The following is a 20,923-nucleotide window of genomic DNA, read 5'->3' as shown; positions in this document are numbered from 1 at the left end:
TTGGCTGCTGCGCCGTCGTGGCTTGTCGCGCCCACGGAGCCGCAAATTGGTACAGCCCCGCGCCCCTGAAAACAAAGGCGCGCGGGGTACCTGCACCCCCGTCTACTTCGTGCCGAAGAGCTGCTCGATGGGGTCGATCGCGAAGTAGATCAGGAACAGGACGCTCGTGCCCCACAGGAGCCAGTGGACCTCCTTCGCCTTGCCGACGACCGTCTTGATGAGGACGTAGGCCACGAAGCCGGCGCCGATGCCGTTGGTGATGGAGTACGAGAACGGCATCACGGCGATCGTGAGGAACGCGGGGATGGCGATCTCGAACTTGTCCCAGTCGATGTGCTTGACCTGGGTCATCATCAGGAAGCCGACCGCGACCAGGGCGGGGGCTGCGGCCTGCATCGGGACGATCGTCAGGATCGGCGTCAGGAAGAGCGCGCAGGCGAACAGGCCGCCCGTGATCAGGTTCGCGAAGCCGGTGCGCGCGCCCTCGCCGACGCCCGCCGCCGACTCGATGAACGAGGTCGCCGAGGACGAGGAGCTCGCGCCACCCGCCACCGCCGCCGCGCCGTCGATGAGCAGCACGCGGCCCAGGTTGGGGACCTTGCCCTCCTCGTCCAGCAGACCCGCCTCGGCGGTGATGCCGACGACCGTGCCCATGGTGTCGAAGAAGTCCGACAGGATCAGGGTGAAGATCAGCAGGACGACGGTGATCACCGTGGTCTCGCCGAACGCGCCGAACAGGCTGAAGTGGCCGATCAACCCGAAGTCCGGGGTGTCCGCGATCTTGTCGGGCCAGGCCGGCGTGGTCAGGCCCCAGCTCTTGACGTCGGCGACCGAGTTGATGATCAGCGCGAGGAACGTCATCGTGACGATGCTGATCAGGATCGCGCCCTTCACCTTGCGCGCGATCAGACCGATGGTCAGCAGGACGCCGAGACAGAAGACCAGGACGGGCCAGCCGCTGAGCGCACCCGTCCCGCCGAGCTGCACCGGCACCGTGGTGTTCGCCGCGTCCGGGATACGGCTGACGAAACCGGCGTCGACGAAGCCGATGAAGGCGATGAACAGCCCTATACCCACGCCGATCGCCGCCTTGAGCGGCGCCGGGATCGCGTGCATGATCGCTTCTCTGAGGCCGGTCACCACAAGGACGCAGATCACCAGACCCTCCAGGACCACCAGTCCCATCGCGTCGTCCCAGCTCATCAGCGGGGCGATCTGGAAGGCGACCACCGCGTTGAGGCCGAGGCCCGCGGCGAGGGCGAGCGGGAGGTTGCCGCCGACGCCCATGATGATCGTCATCACCGCGGCCACCAGGGCGGTGGCGGTGACGAGCTGGACGCTGTCGAGCTGGTGGCCGAACTTGTCCTTGGCGCTGCCCAGGATGATGGGATTCAGGACAAGGATGTAGGCCATCGTGAAGAACGTGGCGAAGCCGCCGCGTACTTCACGGGCGAAGGTGGACCCCCGTTCGGAGATCTTGAAGAAGCCGTCGACGCTGTTCGTCGCGGGGGGCGCGGCGCCGGGTCGGTCGGCCACCTTCTGTGGTTCGGACATTGCGGTTACTCCTAGTTGCCTGATTGATCTGTGTGCGGGTGCTGGCTGGATTGTTCCTGTGTTGAACCGTTATCAGGTTTTCTCCGTGTTACGGAATCAGGATCGACCCGTCGTACACCAGTCGAAGCGTCGTACGCATGCCTGATACTCTCTCGGCTCTCGCGCCAAACGATCACCACCTCTTCACCGGCGCATCACAGCGGCCGTATGTGCAGGCGCCCGGCTTCGGCCGGCAGCCGCCGCCGACCTGGGAAAACACAGCGAATCTAAGGGGGAGAGGTCGCCCGTGGGCACTGTCGTCGACGACGCAGCCTCCGTGGAGTTCCATGCCTTCTTCGAGCGGCACTACGCCGAACTCGCCCGCCTGGCCCACCTGCTGACGGGCGAGGCGGACGCCGCGGACGACCTGGCGGCGGATGCGCTGCTCGCCCTGTGGCACCGCTGGGACCGGGTACGGGCCGCCGATCATCCGGTGGCGTACGCGCGTGGTGTGGTCGCGAATCTGGCCAAGACCCGTATCCGCAGCGCGGTCCGGGAGCGCCGAAGGATCACCCTGTTCTGGTCGCAGCGGGAAGAGAAGACGGAGAATCCCGACATACCTGGCGTCGTCGACGTCCAGGAGGCCCTGCGCAGACTGCCGTTCCGCAAGCGGGCATGTGTGGTGCTCCGGCACGCCTTCGACCTCTCGGAGAAGGACACGGCGCTCGCGCTGGGCGTTACTGTCGGTACGGTTAAGAGCCAGACGTCCAAGGGAATGGCCGAACTGCAGCGGCTCCTTGGCACCGACGAGGCCCCGCTTCGAGTGCGTACTCCTGTGCGCACCACCGGCGGAGCGGGAGGGACGAACCGATGAGGACGCCGCACGATGAGCTGCGCGCCGGGCTGCGTGAAGCGGCCGGGGCGTACGAGCCCGACCGCGCGCGCATCCTCGCGCGGGTCGAGCGCGGCATGGCCGCCGGTCCCGAGCAGAAGCGTTCCCGGCGCCGGGCGACGCGTCCGCCGGTCCTGGGCTGGGCTCGGGTCGTGGGTGCCACCGCCGCGGTCTCCGGGATCCTCGCGATGGGCGGGTACGCGCTGGCCTCCGTGGTGAAGAGCGACGAGACCCCGGCCGATCCGACCGTCTCGGTCTCGCCGATGCCGACTCCGTCACCGGACGCGACCAGTAGGGCGCCGGTCCAACCGGCTCCGGAACCGTCGGGCGGCGACAACGCCCAGGACGACGACCCGAGTTCCACGCCGACGCCCACCCCGACACCGAAGGCCTCGAACACTGCGGCGGCGCCGGCCGCGAAGGGAACCGAGGACGGGCCCCTGTGGTCGGACGGCTCGATCGATCCGCACAGCAACGACTTCTGGGCGCAGAGCGACGTCACCATCAAGACGTCCAAGCAACTCACCGCGCTCACGGTCGAGTTGAAGGTCGCCGACACCGGCGGGGTCACCTCCACGGGCGCCTGGCGATCGCCTCCGGAGGACGACTTCGACCTGACGGTCGCCGAGCGCGACGGCTTCCTGGTCTACACGTGGGTGCTCAAGGAGGGCCGCACGGTCCAGCCGGGCGAGTGGGTCTTCGCCGGCCAGTACAACCACATGCGCGGCGGCCGGGACGCGAAGGACGACACGTACACGGCGACGGCCGGGGCGGGGGGCGAACAACTCTCCGTGAAGGGCGACTTCGCAGGCCAGGACGGCAAGGACGAGTCCGACGAGGGCGATTCGTGAAGGCGTAGCCCCTCGCAGGCCCAACTCGTGAAGAAATTCCGCAGACTCGGCAACCCTTCCCGCACGGGTGGCGACCAGGAGACGCACACATCTCCTCACCACCCCAAGGAACACGGTCCATGACTGCACAAGTTGAACAGCGCGTCCGTCACCGCCGTCGGGTCACCGGACGGCGGGCCGTGATCGCCGGCACCGCCGCTCTCGGTCTCACGGGAGCGGCGGTCCTGACGACGACGTTACTGTCCTCCGCCGGTGCCACCGCCACCTGGCCGACGGCCAAGGGCAGCCAGGCCGTGTCGTCGAAGATCACGGTGTCGGGCACGTTCGACGGCAAGCTCAAGAAGTTCTTCGGCAGCGGCGCGCTCGACAACGGCAGCCAGGAGGAGGGCCAGGACCCGATCTTCGAGCTGAAGGACGGCGCGGTCCTCAAGAACGTGATCATCGGCACCCCGGGCGCGGACGGCGTCCACTGCACCGGCTCCTGCACGCTGGAGAACGTGTGGTGGCTGGACGTCGGCGAGGACGCCGCCACCTTCAGGAGCAAGAAGTCGACGGCCGTGTACAAGGTGATCGGCGGCGGCGCGAGGTCGGCCTCCGACAAGGTGTTCCAGTTCAACGGGGCCGGCAAGCTCAGCATCACGGGCTTCCACGTCGAGAACTTCGGCAAGCTGGTGCGCTCCTGCGGCAACTGCAAGACGCAGTACAAGCGCACGATCGTGATCAGCGACATCGACGCGACCGCGCCGGGCAAGGTGCTGGTCGGCGTGAACGCGAACTTCGGCGACACGGCGACGCTGAGCAGGATCCGCATCTACGGCGACCCCAAGAAGAAGATCAAGCCGTGTGTGCGCTTCAAGGGCAACAGCAACAGCAAGGAACCGACCGAAATCGGCAGCGGTGCGGACGGAACCACCTGCAAGTTCTCGCCATCTGACATCACGTACAAGTAAGTGAGCCTTCAAGCACGACGGAGCCGGCAGCCTTGAGCACACACAGGAGAAATATCGGTCGCCGCAGGTTGCTGGCCGCTTCCGCCGTGGGAGTGGTCGGCACGGGCGCCGCGGTGGCGGCCGGCAGCGGTCTACTGTCGTCCGCGTCGGCGGCTACTTTCGGCCACACCGACGACGGCTCCAACTTCGTGATCAACACGGGGGCCTCGCTCGTCTTCAAGATCTCCAAGTCGACCGGCGACCTCACGTCCCTGGTCTACAAGGGCAAGGAGTACGAGGGCTACGGCGGCCGGCACTCGCACGTCGAGTCGGGGCTCGGCGCGTCCACGGTGACCGTCAGGCAGTCCGGCTCGACGATCCTGGTCAAGGTCGCGCACGGGGCGATCACCCAGTGGTACGCGGCGCGCAGCGGCCAGAACAACGTCTACCTGTGGACGAACAAGGCGGACGCCTCCTTCACGGCGACCCGCTTCCTCGTCCGCCTCAAGCCGGGCATGTTCCCCAACGAGGGGTCGGACTCCTGGATCGAGGCGTCAGACAAGATCATCGAGGCCGGGGACGTCTGGAAGCGCGCGGACGGCACCACGCACTCCAAGCACTACTCGGGCCGGCGGGTCATCGACTACGACCACATCGGCTTCACCACCGGCTCGGTCGGTCTGTGGATCGTGCGCTCCAACCACGAGAAGGCGTCCGGCGGCCCCTTCTACCGCTCGCTGCTGCGCCACTCGAACGACAAGGGCGCGGGGCTGTACGAGATCCTGCACTACAACCAGGCCCAGACGGAGAAGGAACGCTTCGGCCTGCAGGGCCCGTACGTCCTCGCCTTCACGGACGGTGCCGCACCCTCGGCCTCCCTCTCCGCCGCCCGCCTCGACACCTCCTGGGTGGACGGGCTCGGCATCACCGGCTGGGTGGGGGCGGCCGGCCGCGGCAAGGTGGCCGGCGTCGGCATCAAGGGGATGGACGCGAAGCACCCGTACACCGTGGGCTTCGCGAACGCGGACGCCCAGTACTGGGCGAAGGCCGCCTCGGGCACCGGCGCCTTCTCCTGCAAGGGGATGCTGCCGGGGACGTACATGCTGACCGTGTACAAGGATGAGCTGGCCGTGCACACCGGTTCGGTGACGGTGAAGGCGGGCGCTGCGACCGCGCTGCACAGCATCACCGTGACCGGGGACCCGTCCGCCGCGAAGACGATCTGGCGGCTCGGGGACTGGGACGGTACGCCCGGCGAGTTCAAGAACGCCAAGCTGATGACGTACGCGCACCCGTCGGACGCCCGCGCGGCGAAGTGGACGGGGAACGTCACCATCGGCAGCGGCTCCCAGGCGGCGGCCTTCCCGGCGTACATGTGGAACGGCGTCAACGACAGCATCCTCGTGTACTTCAAACTGACGGCCGCCCAGGCCGCCGCCGCGCACACCCTGCGCATCGGCGTGACGGACGCCTTCTCGGGCGGGCGCCCGCGTGTCACCGTCAACGACTGGGTGTCGGCCATTCCTTCGGCACCCGCGCAGCCCTCGACGCGCTCCCTCACCACGGGTTCGTATCGTGGGAACAACCGTACGTTCATGTACAGCGTCCCTAGTAGTGCGTGGAAGACGGACACGAGTCAGTACAACGTACTGAAGATCAACATCGTCAGTGGTTCGAGCGGCTCGGCTTTCCTCAGTCCGGGCACCTCGTTCGACTGCCTCGATCTGCTGGCCTGAGCCCCCCTCGGCCAGTCAGAGAGCCCCCGCCGGTGACGACCGGCGGGGGCTCAGTTCTCCTTGTGCGGTACGTCAGTTCATGGCCGCCCCGATGACCGTCGAGGCCACTGCCAGAAACGTGGTCGCCGGCAGCGAGCCGTCCGTCTGACGGGCGCCGGACGCGATCGTCGCGTCCGTCGACTTCAGCACAGGCGTCGAAACGCCGCTGTCCCAGTTGTTGGCGGCCGAGACGGTCGACGAGCCCAGCTTGGCCAGGGCGCCCTTGTTGCTCACCGCGAGGTTCCTCGCGAGCCGTGCCTTGCCGGTGGTGAAGTAGAAGCCGCTCCGGGCGTTGGCGTAGGCGGTGTTGCGGTTGAGCACGATCGCGCCGGTGTTGGAGTTCTCCGTGAACCCGTGCAGGTTGTTGCCCCAGGCCGCGTTGTCGTTGACGACATGCGCTACCGACGCGCCTCCCCCGCCCAGCTTGAAGCCGTTGCCGTTGCCCTCGAAGGCGGAGTCGTCCCAGCGGTTCCTGCCGTTGCCGAAGGCCCAGGTGTGCTCGATGGTGACGGGGGTGGAGAACTGCCAGAGGTCGAGGCCGTCGTCCGCGTTGTCGTAGAGGCGGACTCCGGTGATCCGATTCCCCGTCCCGGAGCCGAACTTGATGGCGAGGCCGTCGGCGTTCTGGCCGTGGCTGGCGGGGTCGTAGTTGAGGTAACTGTCCAGGTTCTGCACGAGGTTGTCGCTGGTGCCGTCGCCGCGCAGGGTGAAGCCGGAGTCGCCGTTGCGCGCGGTGACGAGGTTCTTGAAGGTCCCGCCGACGGACGAGGTGACGACGAAGCCCTGGGCCGGGGAGTTCTGGAAGGTGAGGTTCTGGACGGTCCAGTAGTCGCCGTAGATCCCGGCCAGCCAGGACCCGGCGGGCAGCCTGGAACCGTCGATCCGCACCTTTTCGCTGCCGTAGGCCTGGAGGGTGACCCGCGCCGAACTCGTGCCGTTCGCCGTCGACTTGAGGGTGGCCGTCGGGTAGTACGTGCCGGCGCGCACCTGGATGACGCTGCCCGCCTTCGCGTTCTTGACCGCGGACTCCAGCTGCGCGGTGCTGGACACGGTGACCGTGGTACCGGCAGCGCTCGCTCCGTCGGGCGAGAGGCCGAGGTAGACGCCGCCCGCACCGGAGGCGAGGGCCACCGCGGCGGCGATGGAGAGGGTGCGGGCTCTGCGGTGGCGGCCGGTGCCGATGGTGCCGATGCGCACGGGGCGCTCCTTTCCTCGGGGCTGGGACTGTGTTCGGTTCCCAAGACGTGAGCCGGGCTGCGGCCTCGATGAGGTGGGGCCGCAGCCCGGCTCTGCTGTCCTGTCGCCACCCGGCCGCAAAGGGTTGCCGTGGTCCGTACGAAAGGAATCGAAACTTTCGGTCCCACCGGCCTCGCCCGCACCGATTGACGCGCTGTCCCCCGCTGGTGAGACTCCGAGGACGATCACTCAACAGAAACCATCAGACTCCCACAGGATGTGTCATGCGCCCCCACCTCGCCCGCACCTTCCTGCTCCCCCTCATCCCCCTGGCGGCCCTCCTTCTCGCCCTGCTCGCCGCCCCGCCCAGCCCCGCCGCCTCAGGAGCCCCACCCGTGACGCAGCAGAAGCAGTCCGAGCAGAAGCCTGAGCCCAAGTCGGCGCAGAAGTACGCCGGTTACCTGTTCGCCTACTTCACCGGTGAGGGCACCGCCGACGGCGAGCAGATCCGGTACGCCCTCAGTCGCGGCAACGACCCGCTGCACTGGCGGGAGTTGAACGCGGGCAAGCCGGTCCTCACCTCCACCACCGGCGAGAAGGGCCTGCGCGACCCGTTCGTGATCCGCTCCCCCAAGGGCGACAAGTTCTACATGATCGCGACCGACCTGCGCATGTACCGGAACAGCAGCGGCAGTTGGGACTACGTCCAGCGCCACGGCAGCAAGTCGATCATGGTCTGGGAGTCGACCGACCTGGTCCACTGGACCGACCAGCGCCTGGTGAAGGTCTCCCCCGACTCGGCCGGCAACACCTGGGCGCCGGAGGCCTATTACGACGACCAGCTCGGCTCGTACGTCGTCTTCTGGGCGTCGAAGCTGTACGCCGACGACGACCCCGACCACACCGGCTCGACGTACAACAAGATGATGTACGCGACAACGAAGGACTTCCGCACCTTCAGCGAACCGAAGATCTGGGACGACCCGGGCTACTCGGTGATCGACTCAACTGTCGTGGAGCACAAGGGAACTTACTACCGCTACACGAAGGACGAGCGGGATCCCACCTCCTCCAGCCCCTGCTCGAAGTTCATCACCGCGGAGAAGTCGACCTCGCTGACGGACACCTCGTACGACTTCGTCTCCGACTGCGTCGGGAGCGGGTCGATCGACCGGGGTGAGGGGCCGACGGTCTTCAAGTCCAACACCGGGAACAAGTGGTACCTGTTCATCGACGAGTACGGCGGTCGCGGCTACGTCCCCTTCGAGACCACCGATCTCGACTCCGGCAAGTGGACGATGTCCGCCGACTACCAGCTGCCCGCCAGCCCCCGCCACGGCACGGTGATGCCGGTGACGCAGGCGGAGTACGACCGGCTGCTGGCCGCCTACCCGGAGACCCCGACATCCGTCGTGGACGCCACGGCCAGTGAGCAGAAGGGGTACGCGGTCGTCACGGAGGCGGCCGCCAAGGTCGTGCTGCCGATGCGGCCTGACGCCGAACTCGCCCGGCTGGCCCCGAAGTTGTGGGTCGGGGCGGGGGCGAAGGTGAGCCCCGCGTCCGGTACGCGGCGTGACTTCCGCAAGCCGCAGAAGTACACGGTGACGGCGGCGGACGGGACGCGCCGCACCTGGACGGTCGAGGCGGTGCCCACCCGCAGCCCGGTGCTGCCGGGGCTGTACGCCGACCCCGACATCCAGTACCTGGACGGCCGTTACTGGATCTACCCGACCACCGACGGTTTCCAGGGCTGGAGCGGCACCAAGTTCAAGGCGTTCTCGTCGAAGGACCTGGTCCACTGGACCGACCACGGCGTGATCCTCGATCTGGGACCCGATGTGTCCTGGGCGGACAAGAACGCCTGGGCGCCGGCGATCGCCACCAAGAACGGCAAGTACTACTTCTACTTCTGCGCCGAGCAGGCGATCGGGGTGGCGGTGGCCGACTCCCCGGCGGGCCCGTTCAAGGACGCTCTCGGCAAACCCCTGGTGGCGAAAGGGCAGTTGAGCGGCCAGATGATCGACCCGGCCGTCTTCACGGACGACGACGGTCAGGCGTATCTCTACTGGGGCAACGGGCGCGGGTACGTCGTACCGCTGAACGACGACATGGTGTCGTTCGACGCGGCGAAGGTGAAGGACATCACCCCGGACAACTTCCGTGAGGGTTCCTTCATGGTGAAGCGGCAGGGGACGTACTACTTCATGTGGTCCGAGGACGACACCCGCAGCGAGGACTACCACGTCGCCTACGCGACCGGACCGTCCCCGCTCGGCCCGTGGACCAAGCGGGGGACGATCCTGTCCAAGCGCCCCGAGTACGGCATCAAGGCCACCGGCCACCACTCGGTGGTGAACGTGCCCGGCACCGACGACTGGTACATGGTGTACCACCGGTTCGCCCTGAGCGGCCCCGGAAAGGCGGGCGGTGACGGCATGCACCGGGAGACCACCATCGACCGGATGCGGTTCGCGCCCGACGGGACGATCCTGCCGGTCGTACCGACCCTGGAGTCGATCAAACCGGTCAGGAACTGAGGATCAGCTCACGAAGTACGTCGGGTTCGGAAGCTTGTACGTCTTGTCGGCGTAGCCGCCCTGGAGGTCCGAGTACTGGTCGCCGAAGTTGGCGATGATGTCGTACCCAAGGTCCTCGATGTGCCCCCGGGTACCGGACTTGTACTGCACGGTCGTGCAGGTCCAGGTGCCGGGTGTGGCGCAGGCGCTCAGGTAGGCGGGCGGGTTCGCCGCGTCCTTGAGGAACATGTGGGCGGCGTCGAGGTTGATGTCGGCGCCGACCTTCTTCAGGTTCGCGACGGCCGCGGCGCGCTGCGACTCCTTCAGGCCGGAGTTGTAGAACACCTCGACGCCCTTGGCCTTGGCGTAGGCGACCAGCTCGGGCGTACCGAAGACGGCCGGGCGGTCGGCCTTGGCCACGTACTCGGTCCAAGTGGCCGAGTTGTACGTGTAGTTGGTCTTCTTCTCGTAGTCGAGGGAGAGCAGCAGCGTGTCGTCGATGTCGAAGACGACAGCGGGCTTCTTGCCCTTGTGCAGCGCCTTGCGCGCCGCCTTGTCGATGTCCTTCTTCGCCGCGGACTCGATGCGCGCCAGGTCCTTGGCGTACGGGCTGGTGGCGGAGGCCTGGTACACGCCGGCGCTGTCGGCCGTGGTGCCGTAGTAGGAGTCGATCTCCTGGACCAGGAGCCCGATGTTGTGGGGCTCGTGGGTGGAGTTCGCCGTGGACTGACCGGCGGTGGCCGCACCGGTGCCGTACAGCGCGGCACCGGCGACGGCACAGGCGACGGTGAGCGTCGCGAAACGGAGTGACTTATGCATGACAGGTTTCTACGCGCGTCACCCTCGATGTTGCCAGACCTTTTGCCTGATCTATATCAAGTCCATAGGGGTCGGAAACCAGCCATTGAGGAGGGAGGGGTGCGGCAGCGACGCCGCACCCCTCGGTTCATCTCGCTTCTCGTCCCGACGGCCCGACGGGCGGTCAGTTCATCGTCGACCCGATCGTGCTGCTGCCCGTCGTCAGGAACGTCGTCGCGGGCAACGTCCCGTCCGACGCGCGGGAGTTGAAGGTGGTCGACGCGTTCGTCGACGCGAAGGCCGGAGTCGATATCCCCGAGTCCCAGTTGTTGCCGGACGAGGTGACCGACGAGCCCTTGCTCACCGAGCCTGAACTGTTGCTGACGGCCAGGTTCTTGCCGAGCTTGGCCGCTCCGGTGGCGAAGTAGTAGCCCCACTTGGCGTTGGCGTAGGCGGTGGTGCGGTTGATGACGATGGCGCCCTTGTTGCTGTTCTCGGTGAAGCCGTTGCCCGCGTTGTCCCAGGCAGCCGAGTTGTTGATGACATGGGCCACGGTCTCGCCGTCGCCGCCCAGCTTGTAGCCGTTGCCGTCGCCCGCGAACGCCGAGTCGGACCAGCGGTTCTTGCCGTTGCCCATCGACCAGGTGTGCTCGACGGTGACGGGGGACGAGAAGGACCAGAAGTCCATCCCGTCGTCCGAGTTGTTGTACAGGCGGGCGCCGGTGATGAGGTTGCCGGAGCCGGAGCCGAACTTCACGGCGATGCCGTCGGCGTTCTCGCCGTGGTTGGCGGGGTCGTAGTGGCCGTACGAGTCGATGTTCCTGACCGTGTTGTTGGTGGTGCTGTCGCCGGTGAGCGTGAAGCCGGAGTCGCCGCCGTTGATGGTCTTGATGTTGCTCCACACCGTCGAGGCGCAGGACTGGCAGACGACCGCGCTGTCCGGCGAGTTCTGGAACGTGATGTTGGAGACGTTCCAGTAGTCGGCGGTCAGCTTGAAGATCCAGTCGCCGTCGGGCAGGTTCGACCCGTCGATCTTGACGGTCTCCGAGCCGTACGGCTGGAGGTAGATACGGCTTGCGGACGTGCCGTTGGCCGTCGACTGGAGGGTGGCCGTCGGGTAGTACGTCCCGGCGCGCACCTGGATGACCGTGCCGGCGGTGGCACTGGAGATGGCGCTGCTCAGCTGGGCGGAGGTGGAGACGACCACGGTCGCGGCCTGGGCGGGGGTGGCGAGTACCGCGAGGCCGACACCGGCGGTGGCTACTGCGAGAGCGGTCAGGGAGTTGTTGACACGAGTAATACGACGCATGACGTGCGGGTCCTTTCGTCGTAACGGGGACGGGAGTGGGGAAGCGGTGGGGGGTTGGGAATGCGGTCGGGGGCGGGCAGTGGGGGTTACAGGACGGCGTCCAGCCATGAGAAGACGTCGTCCTGCATGGGTGCGGTGAACACATGGCCGAGGTCGGGCCAGATCCTGGTGTGCAGCCGCTCCCCGGCGCGGCGCGAGCGCCAGACGGCGCGCAGCTTCTCGTGGGCCACGCGTACGCCCTCCGCCGGGAACAGCGGATCCTGGGCGCCGTGGAAGAACAGCATCGGCCTGGGTGCGGCGATGCTCGCCACGTCGGGGAAGTCGAGGTGCCGGGCGAGCCCGGGGTGGAGCATGTAGTAACTGGACTGGCCGCGCAGTGTGTTGTTGCCGGGGACCATCATTTCCTTCAGCCCGGTCATCCAGCAGACGCTGGCCGCGGCGGCGATGTCGTCACTGAGGGCGGCGGTCTGCCAGGCGCGGAAGGCGCCCATGGAGAACCCGACGGCCGCGATCCGCCGCCGGTCCACGCGGTCGAGCCCGGCGAGGAAGCCGGCGGCGCGTACGTCCTCGCGGGCCATGAGTCCGGCGAGGGACGAGCCGAGGTTGTACAGGTTGCTGGCGAGTGCCTGCTGTTGGTCGTAGGCCAGGGGGCCTCGGTCGGCCCAGCCGAGCGCGTCGAGCGCCAGCACGACATATCCGCGCCGGGCCAGTTCGTCACCGACGAACCGTCCGCTGAAGTAACGGTCCGCCCAGGCCTGCGCGGAGGCGAGCCGGGTGTCGTCGTACCAGGGCCGGACGAGTTTCTCCTTCCCGATGTCGAACTTCGCCCCGTGGTCGTGGAGCAGCAGTACGGCGGGGAAGGGGCCGGGGCCGTGCGGGGTGAGCAGGGCACCGCGCACGGGCTCGTACCGGGTGAGGGCGAGGGTCACCAACTCCCTTGTGTAGGCGGGCGTTTCGGCGCGGTCGCTGAACTCCGGGCCGTACGGCGTGCCATCGCCGTCCGGCTCGACGAGGAGCGTCTCCTCCACCTTGGCGCGGGCGATCCGGCGCCAGGCCCGGAAGTCCCGGATGCCGGACCGGCCCCAGGCGAGCGGGAAGTCCAGCTCGTCCTTGAGCGCCGGGTGGAAGCCGGGTAAGGGCCCGTCAACGACCGCCGACTCCAAGTCGGCGTCCGCGCCCGCGTAGGAGGGTTGGGCGGCGCCGCCGTTGATCAGCGCCGCCCCCGCCCCCACGACGAACGCCCGCCGCCCCACGGCCGGATCACGACCGTTCATACGGGCACCAGTCGCCGAGATAGGTCCGCCTCGTATGCTCGCCCGCCTCCGTCGCGGTGAGCTGCGGCCGGTTCTCCGGCACCGGGATCAGCGCGCCCGGACCGGAGTTGCCGTACTCGCGAAAACGCATGGTCTGCCATGGGTAGGCCTCGCGCATGTTGATGTACGGGGTCACGGCGTCGATGCCCGGGCCCAACCAGCTGTCCCGAACCACCAACGAGGGCCAGGCGGTTGTCTCGTACGACGGCACCCACGGCCGGGCGATCTTGTACGCGCCGTCCTCCGCTCCCGAGGTCACCAGCCCGCGCACGGCGAGGAAGCCGTAGGGGTTGGCGCGGGCCGTGGCGGGCGCGAAGACCATGCCCTCGGGCTTGAAGGCGACGTCCCGGTCGAGGGTGTGGAAGTGGCAGTGCTCGAAGACGGCCCTGGCCCGCCCGAAGACGAAGTCGACGTCGCCCTCGATGTAGCAGTCGCGGTAGTAGTGCCGGTCGAAGGCGGTCAGTGCCGTCGTGTCCGCGAACAGGGTGTCCTGGTGGGCGAGGAGCCGGACACGCGTGAACTGGGACCGGTCCCCCGTGACATACGCGGCGACGGCCTGCGTCCCGGTGATCTCCGGGTGGTCGGCGCGCAGCCAGTCGTTGGCGAGGGTCAGGTCGCGTACGGTCAGGCCGGGCGCCGCCGAGGTGAAGGTGGCGGAGCCCGCGGTGCCGTAGGTGCCCGAACCGTCGGGTTTCTGGGTGCCGTTGGCGTTGTCGTACACGATGGCGGTGTCGCGCGGGTCGCGGGTGGCGCCACGGATCGTCAACCCGGCTGCCTGGGCAGGGATGTTGACGACTTCCCGGTACGTCCCCGGGTGCACGACGATCGTCCGGCCGGTGCCGCCCGCCGCGACCACCGCGTCCACCGCGTCCTGGACGGAGCCGCCGGGGCGGACGTGCAGGACACGGCGGGCGGGGGACGCTGACGCGGGAGCCGTACCGGTGGCGATCAGCCCTCCGGCGATTCCGGTGAGCAGCGTACGTCGGCGCATCTCAGCACCACCGCCCCTGCCACGGCGCCCAGTCGCCGAGGTACGCCTCGCGGGTCGCCGACTCGGCCTCGGCGACCGTGAGTTGGGGACGGTTCTCGGCGACGACGACCTTCGCTCCCGGGCCCGTGTTCCGGTACTCGGCGAACCGCTGGCTCTGCCACGGGTAGGTGTCCGACATGTTGGTGTAGGGCGCGACCGCGTCGATGCCGGGGCCGAGGTGGGTGTCCCGGACGGTGAGCATCGGGCGGGCGGTGGTGTCGGAGCTGGGCACCCAGGGGCGGGCCAACTTGTAGGCCGCGTCCGGGGCTTCACTGGTGACGCGGCTGCCGGTGACCAGGTATCCGCGCGGGTTGGTGCCCACGGTGGAGGGCGCGAGGACGAAGCCGTAGGGGGTGCCGGTGAGGTCGGTGCGGTTGAGGGTGCGGAAGTGGCAGCGCTCGTACACGGCGGTGGCGCGGCCGAAGACGAAGTCGACGTCGCCTTCGGCGTAGCAGTGCGCGAAGTACTGCCGGGCGTACGCCTCACGGCTCATCGAGTCGGCGTACAGGGTGTCCTGGTGGCCGAGGAACCGGCAGTGGTGGAACGCCGAGCGGTCGCCCTGCACCTTGATGGCGACGGCCTGGGTCCCCGCGATCTCCGGGTGGTCGGCGCGGAGCCAGTCGTTGGCGAAGGTGATCCAGCGGGCCGTGAAGCCGGCGGCCTGCACGAGGGTGGTGGCGGAGCCGGTGGTGCCGTAGGTGCCGCCGCCGGGCTTGGGGGTGCCGGCGGCGTTGTCGTAGACGATGACGACGTCGCGCGGGTTCTCGGAGGCGCCGATCAGGGTCAGTTCCGTACGGGTGGCGGTGACGGCGACGGTCTCGCGGTAGACGCCCGGTGCGACGACCAGCGTGAATCCGGTGCCGCTCACGGCGGTTACCGCTGCCTGGACGGTGGTGAAATCGCCGGTGCCGGACGCGTCGACGTACAGGGTCTGCTCGGTCAGGCGGCGGGACGGGGAGCCGTAGCGGCCGAAGCGGGTGCGGCCGGCCGCGCGGGCGGGGGCCGCGAGCCCCAGGGCCAGTGCGGCCCCGGTGCTCGCGACGACGAACGACCTTCTGTTGAACCGGAGTTCGGGGTTGATCATGATCAGCAGACCTTGCCAGCGCCCGCACCGCGGCTGACGACGTTCGGCACGGCGCGCGGCGAGTCGACCTTCGTGCGGAGGGTGGGTGTCCAGCCGGCGCCCGACTGGAGCGTCTCGGCGGGGATTTCGGCGTTGTGGACGGCGATCAGGTCGGTCAGCTTGCCGTTGACGTAGTTGTTCTTGGCGGTGAGCGGGGACTCGTTCCACTTCTTCAGCACCTTGCCGACCTTGGCGCCGGCCGGCAGGGAGATGGCGTTGTCACTGGCGTACAGCTGGGAGGAGATGCCGACGCCGAAGAGGTAGTAGTCGGACGCCTGCTCCTCGGCCACCACGTAGTTGTTGTTGTAGACGTCGACCTGTCCGAAGCGCACACGCGGGGAGCGCTGCAGGATCCCGTCGAACTCGTTGTGGTGCATGGTGACCTTGAGCTTTCCGCCGTCGGTGGTGGCGGTGCTGTCGCTGTTGCCGATCAGCATGTTCTTGTCGTGGTCCTTGAAGGAGTTCCAGGACACGGTGACGTAGTTGGCGCCGCGCACGATGTCGGTCAGCCCGTCGTGCTGCTGGAAGACCTTGCCGAAGTAGCTCGGCCGCTCGCTGTCGGGGTAGCGGCCGTCGGTGAGCGTGTTGTGGTCGATCCACACATGGTCGGTGCCGAAGACGACGACGGCGTCGTACTCGGAGTTCCAGTTGCCGGTGTTGTTGTCGTCGGTCGGGTCCCACTTCGGGAAGCAGTCGAGGGGGGCCTCGATGGTGAGGTTGCGCAGGATGACGTTGGAGACGGCCTTGATCTGGAGGCTGCCGCCGAGGATGCCGGAGTTCTTGCCGACGCCGACGATCGTGGTGTTGCTGGGGACGGCGGCCTTGATGACGCTGTCCTGGTTGGCGGCGGACGCGACCCGCGCGTCCTCCTGCGGACCGCTGGCGACCTTGTCGTTGCCCCAGACGGCCGGGTCGTAGTCCTTGAGGTACTGCTGGAGGTCGTACCCGCCGGTGGTGAAGGCCTCGCAGCCCTCGGACACGGCGTCGATCATGCCCTTGACCTTGATGATCTTGGGCGCGCTGCCGCCGTCCTTCAGCGCGGCCTTGAACTCCGCCCAGGTGGTGACGGTGTAGACGTGATCGGCGTCGGCGGCCGAACCGCCGGTCGTGCCACCCGCGTCGGACCCCCAGCCGTCACCGGCGGCGAGGGTCTGGTGGCCGAGGTCACGGGCCGGAGCGGCGGCCTGGGCGGCGGGGCCGGTGACGGTGAGGACGAGGGCGGTGCAGCCGAGCAGGACGGCGGCCTTCATGGTGACATGATCATGACATGCGCGAGCGTTCATGGTGCGGCTCTCCTTCTGGAGGAACAGGCGGGGAAAGGCTTGAGGGGTCGTTCGGAGTGGCTAGACGACGGCCGGCGGCCAGGTGATCCAGGACTCCGGGATCACGTCGTCGAGGCGGCGCACGTCCCGGTGCGCCAGCACCCGGCGCCGCACCAGTCCGGCTGCGACGAGCCGGGCCACGGCGATGGCACCCGGCGGATTGAAGTGCGTGTTGTCCTGCTCGGTCGCTGTCCAGTTGAAGTATTTCTTCGTCTCCTCGACCCCCAACTCCTGCCAGAGCGCGATCGACAGGGCCTGGATGTCGAGCAGCGCCACGCGCTCCTCCTCGGCGAGCGCACGCATCGCCGCCGGGTAGTCGCCGTGGGTCGGCAGTGCGTTGCCGCTCGCGTCGAACTTTCTCCGCTCGACGGAGGTGGCGAGCACCGGCCGGGCACCACGGGCCCGCGCACCGTCGATGTACAGCCGCAGATAGTCCTGGTACGTGGACCAGGGCTCGGTGTAACGGACGGGATCGGCGCTCTTCTCGTCGTTGTGCCCGAACTGGATGAGCAGGAAGTCACCGGGGGCGATGACTTCGAGAATGGCGTCCAGCCGCCCTTCGTCGAAGAAACTCTTGGAACTACGCCCGTTCACCGCATGATTGGAAACCTCCAGCCCCTTCCCCAGAAAGAAGGGAAGCGCCATTCCCCACCCGGTCTCCGGGGCGGCGTCAGCGTATTTCTGGGCGGCGGTGGAATCACCGGCGATGTAGAGGGTGCGAGAACGACGACCGGAATGCGCCGAGGCGCTTTCCGAGGCGGCGACAGCGAGAGGGACGGCAGCAAGAGCAGCTGCGGCCACCTGTCTACGGCTAAGCGACACGACGTTGTGCCTTTCAAAAGGGGGCAGGGGACCCGCGCCCCGTTTTCAGGGGCGCGGGGCTGTATCTATTTGCGGCTCCGCCGCGGGGCACGACCAGCCACGGACGACCCGCGGCCAAAAAACGACCTGGCCCTAGCCCACCTGCTCATTCCACTCAGCCTGCGCAGCGTTCAGCTGGTCGGCCAACGTGTCCAGGAATTCCTTCGCACTCATCTTCTTCAGCAGCACCTTCTGGAAGTTCGGCTCGTTGTCCGCCTTCGAGATCGTGTTCCAGTCGGGCAGGTAGTACGGCAACTGGACGATCTTGATCGTGCCGCTGTTCAGCGACTCGGCCGCCAGCTTCGTCGCCTCCGCGGACTGGATCCACGCGTCCTTCGCCGCCTCCGTGTTGGAGGGAATGGCGCCGGCAGACTCGTTCCACTTGCTGTTGGACGCGTGCGAGACGGCGAACTCGATGAACTTCCACGAGGCCGTCTTGTTCTTGCTGGACTTGAACAGCCCCAGCCCGTCGACGGGGTTGGAGACCTGAACCCGGGTCCCGTCGTCCTGCGTCGGGTTCGGAATTCCGCGGAACTTGCCGTCCAGCGCCTTCAGGTGGTCCTGGTAGGAGCCGAGGTTGTGGCTCAGCATGCCGATGTCGCCGCTGTCCCACTGGGCGACCATCTTTTTGAAGTCGTTGTTGACGTCGGCGGACGGAGTGTCCTTCTTGAACAGCGCGGTGTACTTCTCCAGCGCCTCGACGTTCTTCGGGTCGTTGACGGTGGTCTTCGCGTCCTTCCAGAACGACGTGATGCCGGACTGCCCGTACATCGCGTCCAGGGCCTGTGCGATCGACCCCTCACCGCCGCGAATGGTGTAACCGAACTTGTTCTTGCTCGCGTCCGTGAGCTTGTCGGCGGCGGCGTAGAACTTCGACCAGGTCGTCGGCGGGTCCAGCTTCGCCGCCTCGAACAGGTCGGTGCGGTACCAGAGCGTGCCGTTGTTCGCGGAGGTCGGGATGGTGAAGAGTTCGTCGCCGCCGCCCGCGCTGCGCACGCTGTCGATCATGCCCGGGGTCAGCTTGCCGTTCAGCGAACTGTCCTTGAGCCGGTCGTCCAGCGGCTCCAGGGCGTTCTGTGCGGCGACGCCGGCGAGCATGGCCGCGCCGACCCCGCCGACGTCGGGCAGTCCGCCGCCCTGGATCGCGGTGTCGTACTTGGACTGGATGCTGTCGGACGGTATCCCGACGTACTTGACCTTGATGTCGGGGTTGGCCTTCTCGAAGTCGGCGATGATCTCCTTCCAGACGTCGGTACGCACACCGCCGTTGTTGTCCCAGAAGGTGATCTGGCCCTTGCCCGAGCCCTCGTTGCCCTTGTCCCCGCCCGCTCCGCTGCCGTCGTCTCCGCAGGCGGTGGCGGTCAGGGCGAGCACGGAACCCAGGGCCACGGCGATGGCCGCGCGCCTGCTTCTGCGGATGCTGATCTTCATTGGTCGGCACTCTCTCTTCTGGATCAATCGGAACTATGAAGTTGTGGGGGGTCAGCGGCGGGCGTAGGGGGCCCAGCCATCCGTACCGTTCAGGTAGTCGGCGACGGTGAATGACGACGCATCGGTGGCGCTCAACTGCGGCCTGTCTGCGGTCACTTGGGCGCCGGGCCCGTACGTCCGGTACTCGGTGAAGCGCGCGTCCTTCCACGAGAAGCCGCTCATGTCGGTCCACGGCGAGGCCTTGACCGCGGCGGGCAACTCGGCGTCCCGGAACAGGACTTGGGCCACGGCGTTCGGCTCGCCTCCCGGGTGCCAGGGCCGGCCGAGGTGGAAGGAGTCGGCGGGTGCGTCGCTCACGACCTTGGAGCGGGTGATCAGGAACCCGTACGGATTGCCCGTCCAGGTCGAAGCGGCTGTGAGGTAGCCGTTGTTGGTGGCGGAGCCCCGGCTCAGCGCGCGGATCACCGACCGCTCGATGACGGTCGTCGCGCGCCCGTAGATGAAGTCGACGTCGCCCTCGATGTAGGAGTCGCGGACGTAGACGCGACTGATCACGTCCAGCTTGGGGCTGTCGGTCATCAGGGTGTCCTGGTTGCCCAGGAAGGCGGTGTTCTCGAAGACGATCCGGTCGCCGGTCGTCTTCATCGCGAGCGCCTGCTCGCCCTTCAGTTCGACCGCGGCCTCGTCGAAGTCGTTGCTGAAGGTGAGGTTGCGGGCGGTGACGTCGTTCGCGGCGATCCGGACGGTCGCGCTGCCCGTCGAACCGCCGTACTCGGCGGGCGTGTCGTAGACGATGACGGTGTCGGAGCGGCTTCGGCCGGTCCCCTGGAGCAGGATGTTCGACTTACCGGCCGGGATGAGGACCTTCGCGCGGTACGTGCCCGGCGCGACGGCGATGGTCACCGGGCTGTCGTTGCCGGCGGGCACGGCGTCGACGGCGGCCTGGACGGTCGGGTAGTCGGCAGGGACGTGGAGCGTCACCGCGGCGCCGATCCGCTGCTGCGGCCCGGAGAAGCGCTTGACCAGCGTGGGTACGGCGGCGGCCGGGTCCAGCCGGTAGGGGTAGAAGTCGCGGGGCTCGAAGGCGGTGCCCCACGTGTCCGTCCGCCCGCTGACGTTCTTCAGGATCGACCCGCGCTGCACCAACTCGGCGGTGGCGTCGGCCTGGTAGGGATGCTGGACACCGTCGTAGTAGCTGTTCTCGATGACCATCCTGGTCTTGCCGCGCGACCAGTTCCCGTACGTCCAGACCGGGTCACCGTCGGCGACCTGAGCCGACACATAGTTGTTGTAGAGGTGCGCGTAGGCGCAGTTGTCGGCGGACGGGTTGCGCTGCTTCGTGCCCGTGAACCAGTTGTGGTCGATGGTGATCTGGGTGAGCACGTTGGGCGTCCAGCCGATCCCGAACGCCTTGTTGTGGTTGGTGAATTGATTGTTGGAGACGGTGATGTACTGGCTGTCCTTGCGGATGTCGAGCAGTCCGTCGCCCATGTGCGTGAAGCGGTTGTGGTCGATCCAGACGTGGTCGACGGTGTCCATCTGGATCGCGTCGAAGTCGGTCGTCTTGCCGTCCCAGTCGCCCTCTACGTACGAGTCACGGATCGTCAGATTACGGATGACGACGTTGCTGGTGCCGGGGTTGAGGTGCAGCTCGCCGTGGACGATCTCGCCGGTGTCGCCGACGCCGATGACCGTCTTGTTCGAGGCGACGACGACATCCGCTCCGAAGGGCGCCACGGCGATCGAGCCCGCGACCCGGATGACGTACGGCTCCTCGGCCGCCGCGTACTTCACCAGCGAGGCCTGGTCGGTGACCGTGACGACCTTGCCGCCCGCACCGCCGGTGGTGCCGCCGGCGAGGGAGGCGAAACCGTGGGCCTGGTCGGTCCAGCGGGGAGCCGCCGTCGCGGTGCCCCCTGTCGTGGAGGTGGCGGCCGTCCCCTCACCGACCGCTCCGAGGGTCAGAGCGGCCACAAGAGCAACGACGGCTGCCAGGGTTCTGCCGGCAGGTCTACCGGCGCCGGCGCCCGGTAAGCGCTTGCTAGGGAAGTGCGTCATTGCGGC

At 67.8% G+C, this 20,923-nt stretch carries 16 protein-coding genes; 5 read left to right on the top strand and 11 right to left on the bottom strand.

The features are described 5' to 3' along the window. Positions 1-102: 102 nt before the first annotated feature. Positions 103-1,554, bottom strand: a complete 1,452-nt coding sequence (locus tag OG734_RS37810; RefSeq protein WP_330291926.1) for an NCS2 family permease — start codon at positions 1,552-1,554, stop codon at positions 103-105. A gap of 286 nt (positions 1,555-1,840) precedes the next feature. On the opposite strand from OG734_RS37810, the gene OG734_RS37805 reads away from it, so the two are divergent. The 4 genes from OG734_RS37805 to OG734_RS37790 all read left to right on the top strand — a co-directional run bounded on the left by OG734_RS37805 (position 1,841) and on the right by OG734_RS37790 (position 5,941). Next, positions 1,841-2,407 carry a SigE family RNA polymerase sigma factor gene (locus OG734_RS37805; RefSeq protein ID WP_330291925.1) on the top strand — a complete coding sequence of 189 codons (567 nt, stop codon included), beginning with the start codon at positions 1,841-1,843 and terminating at the stop codon, positions 2,405-2,407. Then, positions 2,404-3,276 (top strand): hypothetical protein, encoded by an 873-nt coding sequence (locus tag OG734_RS37800; protein WP_330291924.1) that lies wholly within the window; start codon positions 2,404-2,406, stop codon positions 3,274-3,276. Before OG734_RS37805 ends, OG734_RS37800 begins: the two co-directional genes overlap by 4 nt. A gap of 119 nt (positions 3,277-3,395) precedes the next feature. Continuing rightward, the gene (locus OG734_RS37795; RefSeq protein ID WP_330291923.1) at positions 3,396-4,226 is read left to right on the top strand and encodes a pectate lyase; all 831 of its coding nucleotides are present in this window, start codon (positions 3,396-3,398) and stop codon (positions 4,224-4,226) included. A 32-nt stretch (positions 4,227-4,258) separates the two neighbouring features. Next, entirely contained in the window at positions 4,259-5,941 is a 1,683-nt protein-coding gene (locus tag OG734_RS37790) for a rhamnogalacturonan lyase B N-terminal domain-containing protein (RefSeq protein ID WP_330291922.1), read from the top strand. Positions 5,942-6,013: 72 nt separating this feature from the next. On the opposite strand, the gene OG734_RS37785 is transcribed toward OG734_RS37790, so the two are convergent. Next, a complete protein-coding gene (locus OG734_RS37785; RefSeq protein ID WP_443064988.1) occupies positions 6,014-7,177 on the bottom strand; it encodes a right-handed parallel beta-helix repeat-containing protein in 1,164 nt (387 codons plus the stop codon). Positions 7,178-7,440: 263 nt separating this feature from the next. On the opposite strand from OG734_RS37785, the gene OG734_RS37780 reads away from it, so the two are divergent. After that, positions 7,441-9,693, top strand: a complete 2,253-nt coding sequence (locus tag OG734_RS37780) for a family 43 glycosylhydrolase (RefSeq protein WP_330291921.1) — start codon at positions 7,441-7,443, stop codon at positions 9,691-9,693. Positions 9,694-9,696: 3 nt separating this feature from the next. Here OG734_RS37780 and OG734_RS37775 read toward each other — a convergent pair whose 3' ends face one another. The 9 genes from OG734_RS37775 to OG734_RS37735 form a co-directional block, all read right to left on the bottom strand. Further along, positions 9,697-10,491: an HAD family acid phosphatase gene (locus OG734_RS37775; protein ID WP_330291920.1), complete on the bottom strand. Its 795-nt coding sequence runs from the start codon at positions 10,489-10,491 to the stop codon at positions 9,697-9,699. Positions 10,492-10,654: 163 nt separating this feature from the next. Continuing rightward, positions 10,655-11,779 (bottom strand): right-handed parallel beta-helix repeat-containing protein, encoded by a 1,125-nt coding sequence (locus OG734_RS37770; RefSeq protein ID WP_330291919.1) that lies wholly within the window; start codon positions 11,777-11,779, stop codon positions 10,655-10,657. 86 nt (positions 11,780-11,865) lie between these two features. Further along, entirely contained in the window at positions 11,866-13,053 is a 1,188-nt protein-coding gene (locus tag OG734_RS37765; RefSeq protein WP_330291918.1) for a dienelactone hydrolase family protein, read from the bottom strand. Beyond that, positions 13,040-14,083: a pectinesterase family protein gene (locus OG734_RS37760; protein ID WP_330291917.1), complete on the bottom strand. Its 1,044-nt coding sequence runs from the start codon at positions 14,081-14,083 to the stop codon at positions 13,040-13,042. Before OG734_RS37760 ends, OG734_RS37765 begins: the two co-directional genes overlap by 14 nt. Position 14,084: 1 nt before the next feature. Then, positions 14,085-15,206: a pectinesterase family protein gene (locus tag OG734_RS37755; protein WP_330291916.1), complete on the bottom strand. Its 1,122-nt coding sequence runs from the start codon at positions 15,204-15,206 to the stop codon at positions 14,085-14,087. 2 nt (positions 15,207-15,208) lie between these two features. After that, complete coding sequence (locus OG734_RS37750; protein WP_330291915.1) at positions 15,209-16,528, bottom strand: pectate lyase family protein; 1,320 nt, start codon at positions 16,526-16,528, stop codon at positions 15,209-15,211. A gap of 60 nt (positions 16,529-16,588) precedes the next feature. Continuing rightward, on the bottom strand, positions 16,589-17,389 hold the full coding sequence (locus tag OG734_RS37745) for a rhamnogalacturonan acetylesterase (protein ID WP_330291914.1): 801 nt from the start codon (positions 17,387-17,389) through the stop codon (positions 16,589-16,591). A gap of 132 nt (positions 17,390-17,521) precedes the next feature. Continuing rightward, a complete protein-coding gene (locus tag OG734_RS37740) occupies positions 17,522-18,859 on the bottom strand; it encodes an ABC transporter substrate-binding protein (protein WP_330291913.1) in 1,338 nt (445 codons plus the stop codon). Positions 18,860-18,910: 51 nt separating this feature from the next. After that, positions 18,911-20,917, bottom strand: a complete 2,007-nt coding sequence (locus tag OG734_RS37735; protein ID WP_330291912.1) for a pectinesterase family protein — start codon at positions 20,915-20,917, stop codon at positions 18,911-18,913. Between the last annotated feature and the right edge of the window lie 6 nt (positions 20,918-20,923).

Source organism: Streptomyces sp. NBC_00576 (assembly GCF_036345175.1).
GTDB lineage: Bacteria > Actinomycetota > Actinomycetes > Streptomycetales > Streptomycetaceae > Streptomyces.
The sequence above is the reverse complement of the archived record's forward strand: the minus strand, read 5'-3'. Positions and strand labels throughout refer to the sequence as shown.

Coding starts and splice junctions, on each gene's coding strand:
- OG734_RS37760 (WP_330291917.1), bottom strand. CDS start 14,083: ATGCGCCGACGTACGCTGCTCACCGGAATCGCCGGAGGGCTGATCGCC.
- OG734_RS37765 (WP_330291918.1), bottom strand. CDS start 13,053: ATGAACGGTCGTGATCCGGCCGTGGGGCGGCGGGCGTTCGTCGTGGGG.
- OG734_RS37800 (WP_330291924.1), top strand. CDS start 2,404: ATGAGGACGCCGCACGATGAGCTGCGCGCCGGGCTGCGTGAAGCGGCC.
- OG734_RS37795 (WP_330291923.1), top strand. CDS start 3,396: ATGACTGCACAAGTTGAACAGCGCGTCCGTCACCGCCGTCGGGTCACC.
- OG734_RS37735 (WP_330291912.1), bottom strand. CDS start 20,917: ATGACGCACTTCCCTAGCAAGCGCTTACCGGGCGCCGGCGCCGGTAGA.
- OG734_RS37755 (WP_330291916.1), bottom strand. CDS start 15,206: ATGATCAACCCCGAACTCCGGTTCAACAGAAGGTCGTTCGTCGTCGCG.
- OG734_RS37810 (WP_330291926.1), bottom strand. CDS start 1,554: ATGTCCGAACCACAGAAGGTGGCCGACCGACCCGGCGCCGCGCCCCCC.
- OG734_RS37775 (WP_330291920.1), bottom strand. CDS start 10,491: ATGCATAAGTCACTCCGTTTCGCGACGCTCACCGTCGCCTGTGCCGTC.
- OG734_RS37750 (WP_330291915.1), bottom strand. CDS start 16,528: ATGAACGCTCGCGCATGTCATGATCATGTCACCATGAAGGCCGCCGTC.
- OG734_RS37780 (WP_330291921.1), top strand. CDS start 7,441: ATGCGCCCCCACCTCGCCCGCACCTTCCTGCTCCCCCTCATCCCCCTG.
- OG734_RS37740 (WP_330291913.1), bottom strand. CDS start 18,859: ATGAAGATCAGCATCCGCAGAAGCAGGCGCGCGGCCATCGCCGTGGCC.
- OG734_RS37770 (WP_330291919.1), bottom strand. CDS start 11,779: ATGCGTCGTATTACTCGTGTCAACAACTCCCTGACCGCTCTCGCAGTA.